We start from the raw sequence: 19,840 nt of genomic DNA on the forward strand, positions 1-19,840 counted from the left end.
TATTTCAGTTCCTTTAAGGCCTCTCAGCGAATAGCGCTCATCCGGAGCTGAATACGGTTGATCGTTTTCAGCAAGAAGAATCGAACCGATCTCCCCGCACTCGCATTTAACGGCAGTGCTCGTCCTTAACGTCATTCCATAACCTCGCTGAGTTGGCTTGCTGACTATAGCGTCGAGGATCCTCTATGTCCGCACAACAGAAGAAACACCCTTTCGATTTCAAAACCCAATACGGACTCGGCTTCAACCCTCAGGACGATGAGATCGTTGTCGACTGGTTCTGTGGTGGTGGCGGGGCCGGTACCGGGCTGGAGATTGGCCTGAGCCGCGCGGTGAACGTCGCGAAGAACCACAGTCCGCAAGCGATCAGCATGCACACCATGAACCACCCAGGTGCCCAGCACTTCACCACCGACGTGTTCGAGGGTGACCCGGACACCGAGTGTGGCGGCAAGGCAGTCGGCTGGTTCCACATGTCGCCGGACTGCACGCACCACAGCCAGGCGGCCGGCGGTCAGCCGCGCAAACGCGAGATCCGCAACCTGTCGTGGATCGGCCTCAAGTGGGGAGGCAAGAAACGGCCTCGAGTGATCAGCCTGGAGAACGTGAAACAGATCCTGCAGTGGGGCCGACTGATCGCCAAGCGCGACAAGGCCACCGGGCGCGTGGTGAAGCTGGACGGCAGCATCGCGGCACCTGGTGAGGTGGTGCCGGTCGGCCAACAATTCCTGATCCCTGACCCAAAGCAGCGTGGCCGGACCTGGCGCCGCTTCGTGGCCCTGCTGGAAGGCATGGGCTATGTCGTTGAGTGGAAGGTTATCAAGGCCTGCGACTTCGGCGCGCCGACCAGCCGGGAACGCCTGTTCATGATCGCCAGGTGCGACGGCCAACCGATTGTGTGGCCGGAGCCAACCCACGCCAAGAACCCCACCAAGGGCCAGCAAAAGTGGAAGACCGCCGCCGACTGCATCGACTTCAGCGACCTGGGCAAAAGCATTTTTGGCCGGAAAAAGGACCTGGCCCCGGCAACCCTGCGCCGCGTGGCCAAGGGCATGAAGAAGTTCGTCATCGACAGCGCTTCGCCATTCATTGTCCCAATTGCCAACTGGTCCGGCGAGGCAGTGCAGTCAGCCGGTGAACCGCTGCGCACAATCACCTCCTACCCAAAGGGCGGCGCCTTCTCGGTGGTCAGCCCGATCATCGCACCGGCAACGCACCAGGGCAGCGACCGAATCAACGACCCGCTCGACCCGTTGCCTACGGTGACCTGTGCAAACCGCGGCGAGCTGACGCTGATCAGCCCGTTGATGATTGGGGCCGGCGGCCCCGAGTATTCCGGTAAGCCGGTGAGTGTCGACCAGCCGACCGGTACGGTCACGACCCAGAACCACCGCGCGATCGCAGCGGCGCACCTGGTGAAGTTCCGCTTCGATGACGCGGGCAAGGCGCTGGACGAGCCACTGCCGACCATCACCAGCGGTGGCAACTATCAGCGCCCGGCCGGCGCAGCCCACGCCATGGGCATATCCACGGTGTTCATGGCCCAGATGAATGGCGGCTTCAACACCACGGTCGCCAAGAGCATCGAAGACCCGATGACCACGGTGACAAACACCGGCAGCCAGCAGCAGTTGGTCAGCGCGACTTTGATCACGAACACCACGGGCCATGCTCCCAGCGATCTTGCCGGGCCAGTGCCGACGGTGACCACCGGCCAACACCACGCATTGGTTGCAGCAAACCTGGTGCACCTGCGTGGCAACTGCGATGCCCGGGACGTAAATGACCCGCTGCACACCATCAGCGCCGGCGGCCAGCACCACGGGTTGGCCAGCGCATTCATGGAGCGGGCATTCGGTGCCAGTGTTGGGCAGGGTCTGGACGATCCAGCACCGACCATCACGGCCGGAGGTGGCGGCAAAAGCTCACTGGTGTCGCTCACCCTCTCGCCAGAGCACGAAGCCGGCGCCCTCCGCGTAGCCGCTTTCCTGATCAGCTACTACGGCACGGAGAACATCAGCGCTTGCGACTCGCCGGCGCCGACCATCACCACCAAGGACCGCCTGGCCATGGTCACCGTAATGGTCAAGGGCACGCCCTACGTGATCGTCGACATTTGCTTGCGGATGCTGAAACCCACTGAGCTGTACAAGGCCCAGGGCTTCCCCGCCGACTACATCATCAGCCACGGCGCCGACGGCAAGCCATTCACCAAGACCCAGCAGGTGCACATGTGCGGCAACAGCGTCAGCCCACCGCCGATGGCAGCACTGGCCAGGGCCAACGACCCATGGCGAGTGGCTGAGCGCCAGGCCTTTGCGGCTTAAACGCCCTCGGCAATCAACCGGGCCCCGACCTCACGCCCGGCAACCTGCGCCAGGCCACGGTCAACATAGGTTCGGTCACCCGCAACAACCGGCACCACCACCTCACCATCACGCTTTACCTCGACGTTGATACGCCAGGTCTCCCGGCCTTCCTCGTCCTTGTCGCACTCCATGTAGTTCCAAACCTGAAAGCCTTCGATGTCATCGTAAATATCGTGCTTTGTCATGGTCCAGCCCATTTAGAGGAAGGGGCCATCGTAGCACCACACCCCGGGCGTGGCCCGGCAAGGACTCCCCATGCCTACAGAAAACAAACTCACCCTGAAGCAGCAACGCACCGAACAGGTGAACCACGTGATCCGGATCATCGGTGCCCACGGCCGCCGGTTCTTCTTCAACGAGGTCGCCGATCGTTACGCCAGTATGGAAGTGGATCACCGCGGCAAAGTCTGGTTCATTGATGACTACAGCGCCCGGCGAATCTTCACGCACAAAACAAACTGGGGTGGCCGGTGGCGCGGGTTCAGCCATGGGGGCACGCTGCGCTCGCTCGTTGAGGCGTTCCGGGATTACATCCGCACCGGGGAGCCAATGCACCCTGGTTACCTCGGGGCTGAGCGGTTCGACGATAGCAACATCTGGGGTTACGACGAGGAAGGCATGAAGGCAGTGCGCGAGCAGGCCGGCGCCCTTCCGGTGTTTCGCCAGCCAGTCGCGGAGGCCGCATGAAGCGCATCTACCTCAGCGGCCCCATGAGCGGCTTGCCAGGGCTGAACTTCCCCACCTTCCACAGCATGACCGCCAGCCTTCGCGCCAGCGGCCACACCGTCACCAACCCCGCCGAGATCAACCCTGAAGGTGGAACGTGGACCGACTGCATGCGCCGTGACATTGCCGCCCTAATGGACTGCGACACCGTGGCCACCCTGCCCGGCTGGGAGCATTCAAAGGGTGCCCGCCTGGAAGTCCTGATCGCCGAACGCCTCGGCATGACGGTTGTGAATGCCCATGATCTGGTAACGAGCGCTAGTGAGTCGGCGGCGCCGGCTCAGCCAAAGGGCTTTCAGGAGAGTTGAGAAAATCGCTCCACGCCTCGAAGGCTTCATGGTGGCGCAGGGCGGCAGCGTCCCAGCCAGCCCCAACCACTTCCTTGGATGAAACCAGCTGCATCATCATGCTTGTCGCTGCATCTAGCTCGATCAGAAGGTGGTGGGACTTAAATCTGAAGTCGTCTATTCCGCTCATAAATTCGCCTTGCGGCGGGTATTGCCGGAGGCCCCGGAATGTTCCCACCGAAGCAGTGACATCTAATTACATGTGCGCATTCAAATAGAGCGATGAGCGGTCACATGGACTACTCAGATATCGATCGAGGGAGCTTTGAAAACTTACGCGTATTCAGAGCTTTTTCCCTGGAGGTAGTCCAGAGTTCTTTTGCTCTGGATATGCCCCACTCCATCGCTTGCGTCATTGTTTGGCCAGGCCGTGAGTCAAACGACTCCTCAAAAATCATAATTCCTTTCGGAGCGTATAACCCAAGAAACAGCTGCACAGCGCCTGTGCTTGAAGTCCGCACCTGAACGTTGACCTGAGCGCCGTCAGCAAGACGCTCATCTTTGGTTCGGCAATGAAGGTGCGGATTTGCCCAAGTCCAAAAGGTTCTACCGCGAGTGAACATTTCCGAGCCCCCCAAAGCGCCGGAGTATGGGCCTATTTCGCGGCTTTGAGTGCGATGTACTTATATATTTCTGCTTATCCCCTCCCCCTTCAAAGTCAGCCGCTATAGCGGCAAGGACGAGTGTTGCCGTGAGCATCATCGACGACGTAATGACCGACAAGATCACACTGCACGGCCTGGGCTTTGTGCAGGTCCAGCTGGAAGGCAATCAGCGCCTGCATGTCTGGCACTCAGAGTTACCGCGCCGCGCCTGCTTTGAGCACTCGGCCATCCATGACCACCGCTTCAACTTCATGTCGCGGGTGATCGTGGGCACACAGATCAACCACTGCTTCGAACTTGAGCTCTGCGATGACGGAGAATACATGCTGTACCTGCACGAAGGCGTCCGCACCGCGGGCGGCGGCAGGCCCTGGACGCCAGACGGCCGAGCCAACCTGGTGCCGGACGGCACATTCAGGATCGAGGCCGGCAACGACTACAACACCATCGCGTATGACTTCCACCGCACCGAACCCGGTGGTGACGGACGCGTGGCAACGATCATGGCCAAGCGCGGAGAGTACCCGGCGGGCGCGCATTCGACCTGCACCTATGGCGTTCAGCCGGACACAGACTTCGACCGGTACCAGTGGTCACCGGCCCAGCTCTGGGAAATTGTCGCCGACGTGATGCTCGGCCAGCGGGTGACGCCATGACCCTACGCCAGCGCACCACCACATACATGAGCGGCGTCGGCGGCTCCCGCGACAATTGGTTCTGCACCTGGTGGTTCCGGTTCCATATCGAGCCGTTCACCACCAAACAGATCCGCCGCGAGCTGGAACTGATGAAGCGTGAAGGCCTAGTCGAGTCGGACCACAGCCAGAGCAACAACACCAAGTGGCGGCTGACCAAATACAAATCTGATGGGGTGACTCCATGATCGCCACCCTCTGGTTCGCCTACGTCTTCATCTACAAGGGGCCGAGGCCATGAGTCGCATGGTCAGCATTCGAACCGAAGATCTGGCAGGGTCTGCGCTTGGCTGGGCCGTAGAGTCAATCGAAGGTTCCCCGTCACCGGCGACCGGCCAACTGCAACTGGCCTTCTGTGCGCCACCGGTGGACGCCGAACAGTGCGAGCGCCTGGTCGCCAAGTACGCCGTGTGGGTCGAGCCCGGCCACGCCGTTAACTGGGTGGCCGACACGAAGCGCGATCCGTTTCAGCGCGTTCACGGCGAGACGCGAGCGATTGCGGTGTGCCGCGCCGTACTGGCGGTAGCCATCGGCAAGACCTGCAGCGTCCCTGCCGAACTCGTTTAACCCCAATCCCCCTACGTGCCTGGCCTTATCAGAAGGTACTTAAACGTCGAGCTTGGAGTGCTCAAATGATGAGTAGGCATCTTGGGCTTGAAGAAGATCGGCATGTAGAGCAGCGAATGCCTTCTTGTCAGCCGCCTTCCACGGATCAGGAACACGCTGGAAAAAATCTTCCAAACGCTTGCTCGCGCTAGCCACTTGGCGAGCCAGATCAGCGATTTCACTCCAGTAAGTACTCATCCGCACACTCCTTTATGGGCGCAGGAATATTGACACGCCTCAGAAATGAAACTCAAGAACAGCATCTTGTCGAGGTTGACTAGGGCAACTGACTATCAACCCAGCGCTCTGCGACCGACATCGCTTCGTCCAGGGCCGCCGGGTAATCGGACCACGGTCCTGTTATCTCAGCTGCGACTTCACCCATTCCGTGTATGTCCACGGGCTCGATGATTGTCGCGGATGCAGGCACAGGGTCGTTCGGCCTTTTCCAGACAAACTTCAGGAATACCGTGTGACCTCGGTACTCATGAGCGATCGGCACATCCAGATTATGTGACACGCGTCCTCCCACAGGCGCAACGAATTGAACACCTGTTGTACACCCATCCAAAGGGTCGAGATACCCGAGCAAAAAGCCATTACTCCATTCCCCTACATGCCTGCCGGTGAGCGGCGGGCGAGGTGCTCACCCAGCAGGGTTGGCCTCGCCATCCATAGACCGGTAAAGAGCCTCTCCTGCTGGGTGAGCGCGGCAAAGATACCCTCAAATGCTAATGATTATCAAATATTCCCGACAGCCGCCCAGCGCGGCAAGGAAACCACATGTTCGCAATCAAACTCACCCTGATCCTACTGGGCGCTTTGCTGTACCTGGTCGGCAGCGGCTGCTGGTTCTTCTGGATCGCTCTTCGCCTTCTGGCCGATGGCGAAACGGCCGACATCCTCTACGCCTTCGCCGGTACCTGCGGCTGGATGCTGATCACCTTCAGCCTGGTCATTCACATCATCAAGACAGCCCGGCCCACGGCGGCCGGCGGGAGGTAGTTATGGACGGTATTCACTTCCTGTCGCATGAAGAGGTTTGCACGCTTACCGGCGCGAAAACGAAAGCAGGCCAGGTGCAAGTTCTCAAAAGAAACGGCATTCGCCACACCATCAAACGCAGCGGGTGGCCTTGCGTCATCGCATCTGCACTCACTGGCGAGGCTGCCGGCGTGGTGGAAAAACCGAAATGGCAACCGCGGCTGGTGGGGTAGATGGGACGAAAACCAACCCGGCCTGGGAGCATTCCCCGGCTACGCGAAAGGAAGCGCGGCGATACGACGTATTACCTTTACGACACAGGCGGGACGCCACGCAAAGAAATACCATTGGGCAAGGACTACGGGCTGGCAATTTTGGAATATGCAAAGCTCGAAAAAAGCCGTGTATCCCAGGCCATGGCGCAGGATGTACTGACTTTCGCCTATGTCGCTGAAAAATACATGCTGGAAGTTGTTCCAACTAAAGCGCCGGCGACGCAGAAAGACAACGCCAGAGAGCTGAAGCAGCTACTTGCCTTTTTCAATGACCCTCCGGCCCCGTTGGAAGCTATTGAGCCCCAGCACGTTGCTCAGTACTTGAGACATCGAGGAAAGACCGCACCTGTTCGTGCAAATCGCGAGAAAGCATTGCTCAGCTCGATCTGGAACTTCGCCAGGACCAGCGGCTACACGTCCTTGGCCAATCCCTGCGCCGGTGTTAAAGGCAACAAGGAAAGCGGACGTGACATCTACGTCGAAGATGAAATGCTCGCGATGGTGTATTTGCACGCAGACCAGCCGCTAAAAGACGCGCTCGATCTGTTCTACCTGACAGGTCAGCGTATCGCTGACACCCTAAAAATGGATGAGCGCGATATCAGGGAGGATCGCCTTGCTGTGCAGCAGGGAAAAACCAAGGCCAAGCGACGAATTGAAATCGTTGGGGAGTTGAAGGTTGTGATCGACCGAATACTGGCCAGGAAAGACAGCCATAAAATCCGGTCCAGCAAACTCATCGTAATGGACAACGGGCAGCCCATGACCAGCAGTATGTTACGGGGAAGATTTGATGCTGCGAGAGAAGCTGCCGGCGTAAAAAAGGCAGACTTTCAGATGCGGGACCTGCGCGCAAAAGCTGGTACCGATAAGGCGGAATCAAGCGGAGATATTCTGCAAGCCAGAGATCAGCTTGGACACACGACCGTGGTGATGACAGAGAACTACATCCGCAAACGCATCGGCAAAAAAGTTACGCCGACGAAGTGAATTGCGGAAAGGAGAAGAATATTGCGGAAAAAAACAAAGAGCCAGCCAAGGCCTAAAACCCAGCAAACCCTTGAATATGATGGTGCCCGAAGCCGGAATCGAACCGGCACGCCCTTACGAGCGGGGGATTTTAAGTCCCATGCGTCTACCAGTTTCGCCATTCGGGCGGTAGCGCTATGCAGCAGGCCAAGCAGCGTTAAAAGCCCTTGAGCGTTGCAGCAGGCTAGGGAATATATAGATCAAGCCCCCTCGATGCAAGGTCGGGTGCGGGCTTTTTCAAACAATCAAGCGGCGCCCTGGCAAACAAAAAAGCTCGCCAGATCAGTCATCTACAGATTTTGCAGGCGGGAGTGGGCAATGGCGATACCGACCGCTTCACCAGGTGCCGCACCCGTGCCCCACGTGCATCAGGAAAAATAAGTCATTACCGCAATAACCACTGAAACCCAAACCAGGGTCATCAAAAACGACAGCGCAGCCAATGTCTTGCCCATTTGCCTACTCGCCCCGATGAAATCACTTCAAGGAACCCTCCCAGCGCCGCTTGAGAATAGCCACGCACGACGCAGTTCGCCTTCAACCTCCCACGAAAATCGTGGATACGATACTCCACGCAAAAGGTTAGTTCCTTCAGCAGTCCCGCCCACAAGTTACTGAGCCGCTGTTTATTCCCTGATACCCCAAAATGATCATCCCCGGCTTTCCTGCTCCTGCGGCGCCCCGGCCCATCTGATACGCTTTTTTCTTCTGCATCTGCCCCTGTATCGAAAACCGCCCTGCCCTGACAATACACCCACTCCCGACACGCCCGTGGAGCCCGGCAGGAACCGTCCTGCCGGCCCGTTCATTTCGGAGGCCTTATGGCTAAGATGGCATTTTTCCTGTTCGGTTTTCTTGCGCTGACCATCGCAATTGGTCTGCTGGCCACCATCTCACCGGTCTAGGATCCATGGCCTGCTGACGCAACCCGCTGGAGGTCAGAGGGCGTGTCAGCCGGCAAAAAACATCGGATACAACGACAGCACCAACAGCCCCGCCATCGACCAGTTGAACACCCGCAACCAGCGTGGCTCGCGCAGTACATTGCGCAAGCCGCTGCCACAGCCGGCCCATACGCAAACACTGGGCAAGTTCACCAGGGCAAACACGGCGGCAATCAACAGCACGTTGGTGACATAACCCTCGGCAGGCGTGTAGGTGGTGATCGCGCCCAGCGCCATGACCCAGGCCTTGGGGTTGACCCACTGGAAGGCCGCCGCGCCAAGAAACGTCATGGGTTTGCGCTTGTAATCGGCGTCATCGGACATCGCGCTGGAGGTTGCAATCTTCCACGCCAGGTACAGCAAATACGCCGCCCCCACATAACGCAATACGGTGTAGGCCCACGGTAGCGCCTTGAACACTTCGCCCAGGCCCAGGCCCACGGCGATCACCAACAACATGAAGCCAATGCTGATCCCCAGTGCATGGGGAATCGAGCGAATAAAACCGAAGTTCACCCCGGACGCCAGCAACATGGTGTTATTGGGACCTGGGGTGATTGAGGACACAAAGGCGAACAGCGCGAAAGCTGAAAGCAGGCTTGAAGACATGAGCATGGCGCGACATCCGAACGAGTACTGTGGCCGTGACAGTAGAACGTTGCGCCAGCCTGCGCCCCGTACAGCTAGCGGTAGATACGGTCATACACTTCGCCAGGCTCGCCAATAAGCGCCCTCCAACCAAACTGCCATTGGTTTGCCTTCATTGATCGGTATACTTGCGCCCTTCTCTGCACTGCACACTGTGCTGAACACATCCTGAAAGGACACTCGATGAGCAACTACCTCGACCGCGCGCTGACGGGCCTGCGGACCCTGGGCATCAATCTTCTGCAGCCGGTTCCAGATGCACCGGTACTGGTATTGCTGGACCGCGTGGCCCAGTACGACACCGCCAAAGTCACCGCTATCGCTGCCGTGCTGCAACAGTCGACCACCTTTAACAGCGTGGTTCGCGAGCAGATCGCCGGCATGGATATCTCCACGCGCTTCATGGACATCACCCAGAGCTTCACCTCGATTCGCGAAGACGCTGCGGCCATGGCGGGCTGGATGGATGATGGGCGCCTGGATACGCTGGAAAAGCTCAAGCTGAGCTGGATGAACCTGCGTCGTGGCTCGATCCCCAGCCGCTTCAACGAGATCCGTGAAAACTACTTGCAGGTGTGCAAGTCGGCCAATGACCAGATCTCCCGGGAAACGGTGATTCTGGAGGCCTACCTGGATTTTCGCATGGCCATGAAAGCGGCCGAGGTCGATGCCCAACAAGTGCTCGCCCTGGCCGGCCAGGTCCTGGAGCAGCGTACCCAGGCCTTGAACGAGGCCAACGCCCAAGTCACGGCTGCCGAAACCCTGGCGCCGGCCGAACGCGCGGCCTTGGAATTGCGCCGTGACGAAGCCGTACGCGCGCTGCAGGACGAAGACAAGCGCTACCAGATCGTCAAGGACATCGCCGATGACCTCAAGGTCGGCTACAACACGGCCGAAATGGTCTTCGCCCGGATCAACCAGGTGCATGTGATCAAGGAGCGCCAGTACCAGCGCATGGTCTCGTTCTTCTCTACCAACGAAGTGGTGTTGACCGGCCTCGCGGTGTCGTTCACCAGCAACAGTGGACTGGCCGAAGCCACCAACACGCTGAATGCCACCACCGACGGCATCAGCAAGGGCCTTGAAGCCCTGGGCAGCACCGGCAACACCCAATTGGAAGCGGCGGTCAAGGCCAGCTATGGCTCCACCATCAAGGTCGACTCGGTGCGCGCCCTGGCCGACGCCACCCTGAGTTTCCAGACGGACATGCACGGCCTGACGGAAACCTACCGCGCTGAATCCAGCAACGCGTCCCGTGACATCGCCGAAGCCGTCGAAGAGGCCAAACGCAAGTTCGCCGCATTGCTGACCAAGGCCGCTTGATGAGCGACATTCTTCTCTCCGAACAACTCGGCGCGATGGCGCTGGTGGATCAACTGCGCCACCAGCAGATGGCGGTGGAAAAGGACTTGAGCCTGCCCCAACGCCGCGCAGAAGTGGCGGCGCGCATCCGCGAGTATTACCAGAACAACGGCATTCAATTTACCGAAGCGCAGATCGATCAGGGCGTGCGCGAATTCTTTTCCAAACGCCTGGTGTTCGAGGCCCCGGAACTGAGTGCGCTTGACCGCTTCTGGAGCAAAGTACTGCTCAGGCGGCATCGCGGCATACTCGTCATCCAGCTCATCGCGGTCACCTTGCTGGTGGTGCAATGCAGCCGGGTGATGGTCGCCAGACACGAGATCCAAGAGGCTCAAAGAGCGGCCATCGCCGTCGAGACGAACGCGGCACAAAAACAATCAGACATCGCCCACCTGAAGGCTCGCTTGAGCGCCGTGCAACAGGACCCGGCCTATATTGAGGGCGGCGACCTGTTCAGTGCCTTGCCCCGACTGAATACCAAGGCCGAACATGCCCTGGCCATGGTCGATACCTCCGGGGTCGATTACGCCAGTGAGCAGATCGGCGTGCTGGAGGCGTTTTTAGCCAAGGTCAAGGCAGTCCAGCCGATGACCGACCAGCTCAACGAGTTGACCCGCAAAGTCGCCGACATTCACCTGCCCGCCGCCGACAGTAAAGCGACGCGGGGCATGCAGGCCGAATTGGTCATGATCAAAGACCTCATCGGGAAATTCGAGATCGAAAAAGCCGGCGGCCAACTCAGGGCCCTGCGTGCCAACACCGAACTGATCCCCAAGGAGGTGACCATTCGGGTTGTCGACCGGCCCGGCACGCCGTCCGGTGTCGAGCGCTGCTACGACAAGGCGCTGTGTAATTCCAATCCTGGTTCGACCCAGGGCAAGAGCTGGTATTTGGTTGTCGAAGCCGTCGACCTGTCGGACAGACCGGTTCTACTGCCCACCGTCAGCAGTGAGACCGGCACCGGCGCGTGGGCCAGCCAGTTCGCTGTGCGGGTACCGCAGGCCGAATACCTGAAGGTCAAGGCCGACAAACTCGACGACGGCCACCTGACCAACCGTGTAGTCGGCCGCAAGCCAGCCGGCAGGATGGAAGTCACCTACTTGAGCCAACGGACCACCGACCCGCTCGAAACGATATTGGAGTGGTGAAGACATGACGCCTGACACCCTGATCGGCATCACCGAACGTAACTCCCGCAACGCCGAGCTGAGGATTCGCACGGCCGAGCAACACCTGTCTGAACTGCTCGGCGAGCAACTGGCGCTGGAGCAGGACATTACCCAGCGCCTGGGTAAAATCGCGGCCCTGCACCTGGACCAGGGCAACACGCAGAACGAGCAAGTCGCCGCCGCCCTGAACCTGCGCCAACAGTCCCAGGACCTGCTCCACCAGCAACTGCGCGACGCTGAGCAGACCGTGGCCCAGGCGCTGGCGGGCAAGGAAAAACTGCAAGCGCGAGCCGACACCCTCGACCAGCAAGCCCGGCAATCCCTGGAACAAAACCCCGACTACGCCCGCCAGGTCGAGCAACTGGACCTGGCCCAGGCCGCCCACCGAGAACACGTCAGCGGTTATGAAGACTTGCGCCAGGAGTGCGCACTGAAGCGTCCGACCTTTGATACCAACCTGGTCTACGTCTACCTGCGCGGACACGCCTTCGGCACCGACCAATACCGGCGCAACCGCCTGAACCGCTGGATGGACAACTGGCTGGCGACTAAGGTGAACTACCTCGCCAACCGCAAGAACGAGCTGAGCCTGATCGCCCTTGGTGAGCGAAACGAGGCCTTGCAGGCCGAGCGCATCGCCCTGATCAGCACCTTGAGTGCCAGCGTCGATGCGCAACTGGCTCAGGCACGTGACCAGTTGGGACAGGCCTCAATTCAACCCGAGCTCGACACCCTGCAACGCGTAGTCGACAACGCCAAGCGCCAGGCCAATGCCATCCAGGAAAAACTCGGCAGCTACTCACGCAACGAAGACCCGCAGTACCAGCGCGCACGCCAGTTGCTCACTGACCAGTTGAAAACCCGCAGCATCGGCGAATTGATCGACCTGGCCAGCCACACCCCGGACGACGCCGACGACCTGATCGTCGAGCAACTGCAAACCCTGAACCTGCGCTTGAAAGCGGTGGTACAGCAACTGGCGGATACCCAGGAAGAGGCCGTGGTACACCAGAACAGCTACCAGCGTGCCAAAGACCTGGAGCGTAAAGTTCGCAACGATGCGTTTACCGGCCGCGATGTTTATTTTGACCTGTCGACTGACTTCGAGCGTCTGGTAGAGAGCTACATGACCCAGGGTGCAACCCTTGGCCAGGTTGTGGATGTGCTTGGCCGGGGCCTTAAAATCGTGCGCCGCAGTCAGGTAGCGGCAGGGGCGGCGCGAGGCTATGTCAGCGCATCGATCAGCCCTGTCGTCCTTGGCGTCGCCACCGTCGAAAGCAGCAATAACAACACGGCCAGCTTTTCGACGTCAGGCAGTACAGGCGGCGGCAGCTTCAGGACGACCGACAGCTTCTAGCCTGGCGCGAAGCAAATCCGGGACTTCCTCGTTGCTAGCTGTCAGACAACGAGGAAGTGATCTGCGCAATCGCATCCTGATCCAGCCCGTCCAGCGTGCGGTAGTGGTTGATGATCAACGTCTCCTTGTCACTCAGGGTGGCCTGGTTGATAACCGCCCTTTCCCCCGTCAACACGTAAAGCACGTCCACGCCTTTATGCCGGATGGCAATCAGGTAATCGGACTTGGGCGCCCGCGCGCCACTTTCGTAGTGCACCTGAGCATTCGCACCCACACCGCCAATCGCACCAAACTCCTGTTGGGAGAGCCCCAGGATCTTGCGTTCCTCTTTCAGGCGGATGCCGAGTTTATCGTCCATGGCGGGTACCTCAATAAACGTGTTTAACACCCACCATACGCTTATGCGCAGGAGCGGGGTCTATTCATTCGGGTGGCTACCTATTGCGTGCGCACGAAGGCGAACATATGCGGCACGTAATCGGCCTTGCCGAGCGGCACACCGTTATGGCGAAGGATGTTATAGACGGTCATCAGGTGAAAATAGAACTGTGGAATGGCCCAATTGACCGCGTATTCGTAGGCAGTCATGTCGAAAATAGTACCGTCGGGAAGTTCTATCGAGATAGCGCGCTCGCTGCTGTCGATGAGTTCGCGATCTGCCGAGGCGAGGGCTTGCAGGGTTTGCTCGATCAACCCACGCGCCTCGCTCAGGGTTGCGGGTGTGCTCAGAACCGGCAGCGGTTGATGGGTGAGACGCTGGACCGATTCCTGGGCCTGGGTGCACGCAAACCGGATTTGCGTTGCGAGGGTGTGCATGTCGGGCGCCAGCCGCGCGCTCAGGCGAGTGATGGGTTCTACGTCAACCCGCAGTCCACCGCCGCACAGTGGGTCCAGCAGCACCCCGATACGCCTGCCACTGCAAGCATCCGCTCAACCATTGCCGAGGTGCCCAGTGCCCTGTGGCTGACCGGCACCAGCCAGGCCATAGGAACGCTGGCCGAGCGCGTCAATCGCTATGTAACCGCTGCCGCCAGCGCTGATAAAACACCGATTTTGGTGGCCTATAACCTGCCCCACCGCGACTGCAGCGGTGGCGCCTCGAAGGGTGGCGCACCGGCAGCGGCGGAGTACCGGGGCTGGATAGACCAACTGATCAAAGGCATTGGAGACCAGCCGGCGCTGGTTATCTTGGAGCCGGACGCACTGGCAGACCTGCAGTGCCTGGACAAGGACAAGCGCGCCGAGCGGCTGGGGCTAATCAATTACGCCGTATCGGGGTTCAACCAGCGCGCACGCCATGCCGATGTTTATCTGGACGCTGGCAATCCAGGCTGGAAATCCCCAGGCGCCATGGCCGATGCGTTGAATGCAGCCGGGGTGAAACAGATCCGGGGGTTTGCCCTGAATATCGCCAACTTCTACACCCTCGCCCAGGTGCGCAGTTATGGTGATGCCATCAATGCCAGGTTGTTAAGCGAATACGCCTATACAAGAGCCGTGGCGGTGGATACCAGCCGCAACGGCAATGGTGCGAATCCTGGAGACTGGTGCAACCCGGTGGGGCGCAGACTGGGCATGCCACCGCAAGTGCTTTCGCCACGGTTGGTTGCCCTATGGATCAAACTCCCGGGCAATTCGGACGGTGCGTCTTCGAAGAAAACCGATTGTCATGAAGGCCCGGCGGCAGGCACCTTCAGTGCCGAACTGGCACTTCGCCTGATTGATGGACACTAACGGCGAATGAGCCTTGCATCACCTGGACTCATTGCTCAGGATAGCGCTCTTGAGCTGAACATCGGCAGGGAAGCAGCAGGTTACCGAGGCCGACAACACATGACGCTCCATGAAGATAGCCCGCTGCACATAGAGGTGTGCCAGCGCCAGAAACACCTCTGGTTCTGGCTCCCAATTGGTCTTTTGATGGTTTTCTTGACGATTACCTCGACGATTTTCCTGGGTACAAATCCGCCGGAATGGATGTTTGTCGCACTCAACTTTGGCTGGGCAATCGTCGCGCTGACACTGCTGGTGAAGCTATCGGGTGTTTGTTGCGCCAAGTGAAGCACCCAGGCGTTTCAGCTTGCATCGCGCATCACTCGGGCTCGTGCCCTCACCTTGATACGTCGTCAATGCCAGAAAACAACGTGAAACAACTCACATTTATGAAGTTTCACGGTTGAAGGTCAAAATTTGACCAAATATATTTCGCCCCACCCGAGCGCTCACCTCTATACGGATATTGTTCTGCGCCTGCTCGGGCCCCCGGAGATGCGCAGGCAATAAAACATTGAGGTTTGCCATGCGTCTTTCCAAACTCGCCCCAGCCGCCGCCCTGTTCAGCCTGTTCACTTTGCCCGCCCACGCCGCCGACCTGTCTGCCCTCACCGGCGCCCTGTCATCTGCCTTGGGGGGTGCCGGCAACAGTAACAACACCGTCAACGCCAACAGTGCCTCCTGCCAGCAACAGATCCGCGACCTGCAGACCAATATCAATGCGGCCAATGCCAAGGGCGATACGTTGCGCGCGACCGCGTTCCAGGCAGCACTGACACAAACCAACAAGAGCTGCAGCAACAGTACCTACAACACTCAGGCACAAGTGGACACTAACCCTCAGCGCCAGCAAAACGTGAACAAGGCTGCGGATGCGATCAACGCAATTGGCGGCTTGTTCAAGTAAGTCGGGCTGCCCTGCGAGAAGGCCCGCGATTGCGGTTTTTTCGCCCATCGTACTTACCGGCAGACAATAAAAAACCCCGTAGACGTTAATCTACGGGGTTTTCTGGTGTGGAGGATTGTCGTCCCCCTTCACCTTAGCCAATGGCCACCGACAGCTGCCATGTTCGCTTATTTCTTGGCCCAGTTGAGGATGTACTTACCGTAAGCACCTTCAAACCCATCGACGGCAATCGAATAGGTTTCACCCTTCTTGGCTGAAAAAGTCACAGCACTGGTTACATCATTTTCCGACTGGTTATTGTTCGTGCCGGCCACCGGCATCGAATTCAGGCTCGTGCTTTTATAAACGGCAAGCACGGTGTCGAATTTTGAGCCTGTGGTATCAAATGTGAAGCTTGCGTCTTCTGGGGAAGTCCATTTGCACCAGACCGAATGGTAAGGCTTGGCAAAAGGAATATGTCCAGACTCACCAGCCTGGCTGGTGGCTAGTGTAGTGTCGCCGGCAACTGTACCTTTAACACCCTCGATAACCGTGGCTTGCGAGAAATCATCTGCGCAGCTCAGCGAGCTGCTTGTGCCGTTGAGGCCCTGATAGATCAGCGTGCCGGCTCCGAGCACGACAACAGCAATGGCTATTGGGAAAATAATGCGTGGTACGGCCATGACTCTTCCTTTTGAGGCGTATAGTTTCTGAACTGCTGCCATAGCAAGCGCAGCTTTAAATGGAAAAATGAATATCGGCTGATTAACGCCCATGAAATCATGCCATGGACGTTAAAAATGGCACATCAAGCTATAAATCTCAGGAAACAAGTGGATTTTCTCTCGACCAGCCTGCCCGCCAGAGGCCCCTCGGTCACGAGGGGTGGCGATATTAACATGATGCATGCACCTGATCATCCAACTCCTGTCATCCCGTAGATGGCTTTAGGGGTGTGAATGCGATACAGGTAGAGATCAATTTAAAAATCAATAAATCTATGCCGTCTCCCGCTCAAAAATGGAAGACGGAGTTCAAAATGGAACAGCAAATAAATTATTTCCCTTGGCATCCGAAGATTGCCGCAAGCGATATACCTCATATTCAAAACGTCAGCGTGACCGCAATCGTGTCGGTATAAGTGCCGGCCGGCAAACCCACCTTGCCTGGGGATTTACCGTAAATATTCACGGTTTGCGCAACCCCGGTGCTGGCCGTGAGATTGATAGTGCCGTTGTTGGCAAGAATTTGCGTGTGGGCGGCGTCGGTGTAGATGTCATAGGGCGCAAAGTGGCCGGCACCGTCTGCCAGGGCACGCGTTCCACCGGTGGATTTGCCATCATTGGCGCCGGACGTGATGGTCAAGACCGGCGAAGTACCCGCCGAGCATTGAATAGACAAAGGCGCCCCGCCGCCGCCCAGCACTTGCCCATCAGCCTCGGTATACAGGGTGTTGGCGGTACCAAAGTTCAACGCACCGAAATTCAAGCCTGTGGTGCCTCCCACGCCGTTGACCAGGCAACTGTTGATCAATATCAGCGACGCACTGATTTGCCCGGTGACAGTGGTCGCGGCCTGGGAGCCGGACATCCAGGCCAGTGTCGTCAACGCCAGTAAGACTCTTGAGATAAGTCCATTCATGAAGCTCTCCTTATGACTTGCCAACCCAGCGCGCCGGTTCAGGTCCCTGAGGTAGACCCTTGACACTTGTACAAGGATGGCCGTTGCGTAGAAGGTTAGTCAGTCAGGAGGAAACTGCCAGCCCGAGGCCAAATCGCTTTCACTTGCAGGCGGTTGCCTGGAGAGCTTTTCGGCCTTGTACCCGCAGGAGTCACTGGCCAGTTTTCGCTCCGTCGCTGCACGTCAGCGAACGGGTATCGGAACCCGGAAATTACAGGTACCTCCCTATCGATGATAAGCCTTCCGGTAGGTTGTGGGGCTCACGCCCACGATCGAGAAAAAGTGCTGACGTAACGACAGGCTTGTACCAAACCCGCAAGCGTCAGCGATCGACTCGACGCTATGGTCGGTTGTTTCAAGTTGCAGTTGGACGGCCTTGATTCGCTCATTCGTGAGCCACTTGCCAAACGTCGAGCCGGTCAGTTGCTTGAAGTGCCGGGTGAAACTGCGTCGACTCATCGCCAGCCTCGTCGCCACCTGATCGATTGACAACGGTTGTTCCAGGTTTGCCCGAAGCCAGTCCAGCAACTGGCCGAGACGCTGGTCGCTTGCGCCTTGAGGAACAGGCTGGCTGATGAACTGGGCCTGGCCTCCGTCGCGATGGGGGGAAACCAGCAGTTGACGCGCCAACGCGTTGGCAACCCCCCGCCCGTAGATCCGCCTGACGATATGAATACAGCAATCGAGCCCTGCGGCCACGCCTGCAGAGGTCAGGATTTGCTGCGCCTCGACATAGAGCACTTTGGGGTCCACTTCAATGCGTGGGAAATCTCGCGCCAGATGCGCCGCCCACGCCCAGTGCGTGGTTGCCCGCTTGTCGCACAGCAGGCCCGCATGGGCAAGCACGAACGCCCCCAGGCACAGGCCGACCACCAGCGCGCCTCGTTCATGGGCTGCCTGAAGCGTTTCGAGGAGTGCGCTCGGCGGCCTTTCGGTGACGTCCCGCCAGCTGGGAATGATGACGATGTCAGCTCCTGCAACCTGGTCCAAACCATGGTCACAGTGGATCGCGAAACCGGCGTTGGTAACCAGCGCCCCCTCTTCACCCGCACACACCACCAATTCGAACCAGGGCAAATCCCCCACTCGGCGATCTTTACCAAATACGAGGCACGGCACAGAAAGGTGAAAGGGGCTGATGCCGTTAAAGGCGATGACTGCAACTTTCACACTTCTTTTCATAGGGCGGGCCTGATCGAGATTGGCCCGATTCTAATGAAAAATGGTCATTGGGCCAATGGTGTGAGTTCCCGGATGCGTTCACTCTGATCGCAGCTGCATTTCACCGGGAAATGCGCAAATCAGAGCTCAGGGCCTCAATGAACATCGCCACCTTTTGCACGCTGGGAGCACTTATGACCACTCTTTCGATGACCGCACCGGCACACGCCAGCGAACCGGTGCCGTCCGTCCCCTATACCACCGAGTCCACTGGCTATCATTGGTCCAGTGTGGACGGCGTGAGGGTTTTCTATCGCGAGGCCGGCCCCAGGGACGCGCCGCCCCTGGTGCTGCTCCATGGCTACCCTTCGTCCTCGCGCATGTGGGATTCGCTGATCCCGTTGCTTGCTGACCGGTATCACGTGATCGCCCCCGACTACCCCGGGTTCGGCAGAAGCGACGCGCCCTCGGCCGCGACCTACACCTACACGTTTGACCATCTGGCCGACACCATGAGCAAGCTGCTCACGCAATTGCAGATCCATGAATACACCCTGTTTATGCAGGACTACGGCGGCCCGGTAGGCTTTCGGATGATCCTCAACGCGCCGCAAAAACTGCACGGCATCATCATCCAGAACGCCAATGCCTATGACGAAGGCCTGGGTGCCAAGTGGGCGAACATCGCCAAGTACTGGAAGGCTCCCGCCGAGCATCCCGAACAAGTCGATGGGTTCACGGGGTACGAAGGCACGAAGCAGCGTCATCTGGGCACCAGCCCTCATCCCGAGCGTTACAACCCTGATGCCTGGGAGGACGAGTTTGCCGCCTTATCCCGTCCGGGCCAGCGGGCGATACAGTCGGCGTTGTTGCTGGACTACCAGAACAACGTGGCCTCTTACCCAAAATGGCAGCAATGGTTGAAAGACAACCAACCGCCGATGTTGGTCATGTGGGGAAAATACGACCCGTCGTTCATTGTGCCGGGAGCCATGCGCTACAAGGATGATGTGCCGGGGGCCGAGGTTCATATTCTGGACGCGGGGCATTTCGCGCTCGATGAAAAAACCGAGCAGATCGCCAGCCTGACGCGTCAGTTCATGGCGCGTATCACCGCCGGTAAATAGTAAAGAGTGGGAGGCCCGCGCCCGACTGATCGTCGGGTAACCCTGCAGTTCGTCGCCTCAAGCATTCCACTTCACCCAATCTCGAATACTGTATACA

Annotated in this window: 25 protein-coding genes and 1 tRNA gene; 16 read left to right on the forward strand and 10 right to left on the reverse strand. The window is 58.7% G+C overall.

Annotation, left to right across the window (positions count from 1 at the left end; translation table 11 throughout):
- Window positions 1-185: 185 nt before the first annotated feature.
- The gene (locus HX839_RS17485; RefSeq protein ID WP_177067432.1) at window positions 186-2,327 is read left to right on the forward strand and encodes a DNA cytosine methyltransferase; all 2,142 of its coding nucleotides are present in this window, start codon (window positions 186-188) and stop codon (window positions 2,325-2,327) included.
- On the opposite strand, the gene HX839_RS17490 is transcribed toward HX839_RS17485, so the two are convergent.
- Window positions 2,324-2,554 carry a hypothetical protein gene (locus tag HX839_RS17490; protein WP_177067433.1) on the reverse strand — a complete coding sequence of 77 codons (231 nt, stop codon included), beginning with the start codon at window positions 2,552-2,554 and terminating at the stop codon, window positions 2,324-2,326. The genes HX839_RS17485 and HX839_RS17490 overlap by 4 nt on opposite strands.
- Window positions 2,555-2,624: 70 nt before the next feature.
- On the opposite strand from HX839_RS17490, the gene HX839_RS17495 reads away from it, so the two are divergent.
- Both HX839_RS17495 and HX839_RS17500 read left to right on the forward strand, forming a co-directional pair.
- Entirely contained in the window at window positions 2,625-3,056 is a 432-nt protein-coding gene (locus HX839_RS17495; RefSeq protein WP_177067434.1) for a hypothetical protein, read from the forward strand.
- Window positions 3,053-3,403, forward strand: a complete 351-nt coding sequence (locus HX839_RS17500; RefSeq protein ID WP_177067435.1) for a DUF4406 domain-containing protein — start codon at window positions 3,053-3,055, stop codon at window positions 3,401-3,403. Before HX839_RS17495 ends, HX839_RS17500 begins: the two co-directional genes overlap by 4 nt.
- A 278-nt stretch (window positions 3,404-3,681) precedes the next feature.
- Here HX839_RS17500 and HX839_RS31625 read toward each other — a convergent pair whose 3' ends face one another.
- Window positions 3,682-4,005 (reverse strand): hypothetical protein, encoded by a 324-nt coding sequence (locus HX839_RS31625; RefSeq protein ID WP_256344723.1) that lies wholly within the window; start codon window positions 4,003-4,005, stop codon window positions 3,682-3,684.
- 149 nt (window positions 4,006-4,154) lie between these two features.
- Here HX839_RS31625 and HX839_RS17505 point away from each other — a divergent pair, with 149 nt between their 5' ends.
- From HX839_RS17505 to HX839_RS17515, 3 genes are read left to right on the forward strand one after another with little or no spacing between them, the layout of a single operon-like run.
- Window positions 4,155-4,703, forward strand: coding sequence for a hypothetical protein (locus tag HX839_RS17505; RefSeq protein WP_177067525.1), 549 nt, complete (start codon window positions 4,155-4,157; stop codon window positions 4,701-4,703).
- Entirely contained in the window at window positions 4,700-4,930 is a 231-nt protein-coding gene (locus HX839_RS17510) for a hypothetical protein (RefSeq protein ID WP_177067436.1), read from the forward strand. The genes HX839_RS17505 and HX839_RS17510 overlap by 4 nt, the downstream gene beginning before the upstream one ends.
- A gap of 49 nt (window positions 4,931-4,979) precedes the next feature.
- Window positions 4,980-5,309, forward strand: a complete 330-nt coding sequence (locus HX839_RS17515) for a hypothetical protein (RefSeq protein WP_177067437.1) — start codon at window positions 4,980-4,982, stop codon at window positions 5,307-5,309.
- A gap of 39 nt (window positions 5,310-5,348) precedes the next feature.
- On the opposite strand, the gene HX839_RS17520 is transcribed toward HX839_RS17515, so the two are convergent.
- Complete coding sequence (locus HX839_RS17520) at window positions 5,349-5,546, reverse strand: hypothetical protein (protein WP_177067438.1); 198 nt, start codon at window positions 5,544-5,546, stop codon at window positions 5,349-5,351.
- A 585-nt stretch (window positions 5,547-6,131) separates the two neighbouring features.
- On the opposite strand from HX839_RS17520, the gene HX839_RS17525 reads away from it, so the two are divergent.
- Genes HX839_RS17525 through xerC form a run of 3 tightly spaced genes read left to right on the forward strand, consistent with a single transcriptional unit; the run spans window position 6,132 to window position 7,597 of the window.
- On the forward strand, window positions 6,132-6,353 hold the full coding sequence (locus HX839_RS17525) for a hypothetical protein (protein WP_167665151.1): 222 nt from the start codon (window positions 6,132-6,134) through the stop codon (window positions 6,351-6,353).
- A 2-nt stretch (window positions 6,354-6,355) separates the two neighbouring features.
- Entirely contained in the window at window positions 6,356-6,565 is a 210-nt protein-coding gene (locus HX839_RS17530) for a DUF4224 domain-containing protein (RefSeq protein ID WP_177067439.1), read from the forward strand.
- Window positions 6,566-7,597, forward strand: coding sequence for a tyrosine recombinase XerC (gene xerC, locus HX839_RS17535; RefSeq protein WP_102368912.1), 1,032 nt, complete (start codon window positions 6,566-6,568; stop codon window positions 7,595-7,597). It begins immediately after the preceding gene.
- An 80-nt stretch (window positions 7,598-7,677) separates the two neighbouring features.
- Here xerC and HX839_RS17540 read toward each other — a convergent pair.
- A tRNA-Leu gene (locus HX839_RS17540) sits at window positions 7,678-7,764 on the reverse strand.
- 822 nt (window positions 7,765-8,586) lie between these two features.
- Complete coding sequence (locus HX839_RS17545; RefSeq protein WP_177067440.1) at window positions 8,587-9,195, reverse strand: LysE family translocator; 609 nt, start codon at window positions 9,193-9,195, stop codon at window positions 8,587-8,589.
- A 216-nt stretch (window positions 9,196-9,411) separates the two neighbouring features.
- On the opposite strand from HX839_RS17545, the gene HX839_RS17550 reads away from it, so the two are divergent.
- Genes HX839_RS17550 through HX839_RS17560 form a run of 3 tightly spaced genes read left to right on the forward strand, consistent with a single transcriptional unit; the run spans window position 9,412 to window position 13,116 of the window.
- Entirely contained in the window at window positions 9,412-10,551 is a 1,140-nt protein-coding gene (locus HX839_RS17550) for a merozoite surface protein 3b (protein WP_087693935.1), read from the forward strand.
- Window positions 10,551-11,738, forward strand: a complete 1,188-nt coding sequence (locus HX839_RS17555) for a DUF6384 family protein (RefSeq protein WP_008435073.1) — start codon at window positions 10,551-10,553, stop codon at window positions 11,736-11,738. The genes HX839_RS17550 and HX839_RS17555 overlap by 1 nt, the downstream gene beginning before the upstream one ends.
- Before the next feature lie 4 nt (window positions 11,739-11,742).
- The gene (locus HX839_RS17560) at window positions 11,743-13,116 is read left to right on the forward strand and encodes a hypothetical protein (protein ID WP_177067441.1); all 1,374 of its coding nucleotides are present in this window, start codon (window positions 11,743-11,745) and stop codon (window positions 13,114-13,116) included.
- A 34-nt stretch (window positions 13,117-13,150) separates the two neighbouring features.
- On the opposite strand, the gene HX839_RS17565 is transcribed toward HX839_RS17560, so the two are convergent.
- Together HX839_RS17565 and HX839_RS17570 are read right to left on the reverse strand one after the other, a co-directional pair.
- Window positions 13,151-13,474, reverse strand: coding sequence for a helix-turn-helix domain-containing protein (locus tag HX839_RS17565; RefSeq protein ID WP_003207700.1), 324 nt, complete (start codon window positions 13,472-13,474; stop codon window positions 13,151-13,153).
- An 80-nt stretch (window positions 13,475-13,554) separates the two neighbouring features.
- The gene (locus HX839_RS17570; protein WP_371315634.1) at window positions 13,555-14,016 is read right to left on the reverse strand and encodes a DUF1993 family protein; all 462 of its coding nucleotides are present in this window, start codon (window positions 14,014-14,016) and stop codon (window positions 13,555-13,557) included.
- Between HX839_RS17570 and HX839_RS17575 the strand changes: the two genes are divergently transcribed.
- The 3 genes from HX839_RS17575 (at window position 13,927) to HX839_RS17585 (ending at window position 15,796) form a co-directional block, all read left to right on the forward strand.
- Window positions 13,927-14,850, forward strand: coding sequence for a glycoside hydrolase family 6 protein (locus tag HX839_RS17575; RefSeq protein ID WP_371315635.1), 924 nt, complete (start codon window positions 13,927-13,929; stop codon window positions 14,848-14,850). The genes HX839_RS17570 and HX839_RS17575 overlap by 90 nt on opposite strands.
- A 6-nt stretch (window positions 14,851-14,856) precedes the next feature.
- Complete coding sequence (locus HX839_RS17580; RefSeq protein ID WP_134326485.1) at window positions 14,857-15,177, forward strand: hypothetical protein; 321 nt, start codon at window positions 14,857-14,859, stop codon at window positions 15,175-15,177.
- Window positions 15,178-15,415: 238 nt separating this feature from the next.
- Window positions 15,416-15,796 (forward strand): DUF1090 family protein, encoded by a 381-nt coding sequence (locus tag HX839_RS17585; protein WP_003207691.1) that lies wholly within the window; start codon window positions 15,416-15,418, stop codon window positions 15,794-15,796.
- Between the two features lie 167 nt (window positions 15,797-15,963).
- Here HX839_RS17585 and HX839_RS17590 read toward each other — a convergent pair whose 3' ends face one another.
- The 3 genes from HX839_RS17590 to HX839_RS17600 form a co-directional block, all read right to left on the reverse strand.
- The gene (locus HX839_RS17590) at window positions 15,964-16,551 is read right to left on the reverse strand and encodes a hypothetical protein (RefSeq protein ID WP_177020016.1); all 588 of its coding nucleotides are present in this window, start codon (window positions 16,549-16,551) and stop codon (window positions 15,964-15,966) included.
- A gap of 328 nt (window positions 16,552-16,879) precedes the next feature.
- Window positions 16,880-17,416: a spore coat protein U domain-containing protein gene (locus tag HX839_RS17595; protein ID WP_177020015.1), complete on the reverse strand. Its 537-nt coding sequence runs from the start codon at window positions 17,414-17,416 to the stop codon at window positions 16,880-16,882.
- Between the two features lie 264 nt (window positions 17,417-17,680).
- Complete coding sequence (locus tag HX839_RS17600) at window positions 17,681-18,637, reverse strand: GlxA family transcriptional regulator (protein ID WP_050550309.1); 957 nt, start codon at window positions 18,635-18,637, stop codon at window positions 17,681-17,683.
- 173 nt (window positions 18,638-18,810) lie between these two features.
- Between HX839_RS17600 and HX839_RS17605 the strand changes: the two genes are divergently transcribed.
- Window positions 18,811-19,743: an alpha/beta fold hydrolase gene (locus HX839_RS17605; RefSeq protein WP_023658799.1), complete on the forward strand. Its 933-nt coding sequence runs from the start codon at window positions 18,811-18,813 to the stop codon at window positions 19,741-19,743.
- Window positions 19,744-19,840 lie beyond the last annotated feature (97 nt).

This window comes from Pseudomonas sp. I8001, assembly GCF_013385345.1.
GTDB lineage: Bacteria > Pseudomonadota > Gammaproteobacteria > Pseudomonadales > Pseudomonadaceae > Aquipseudomonas.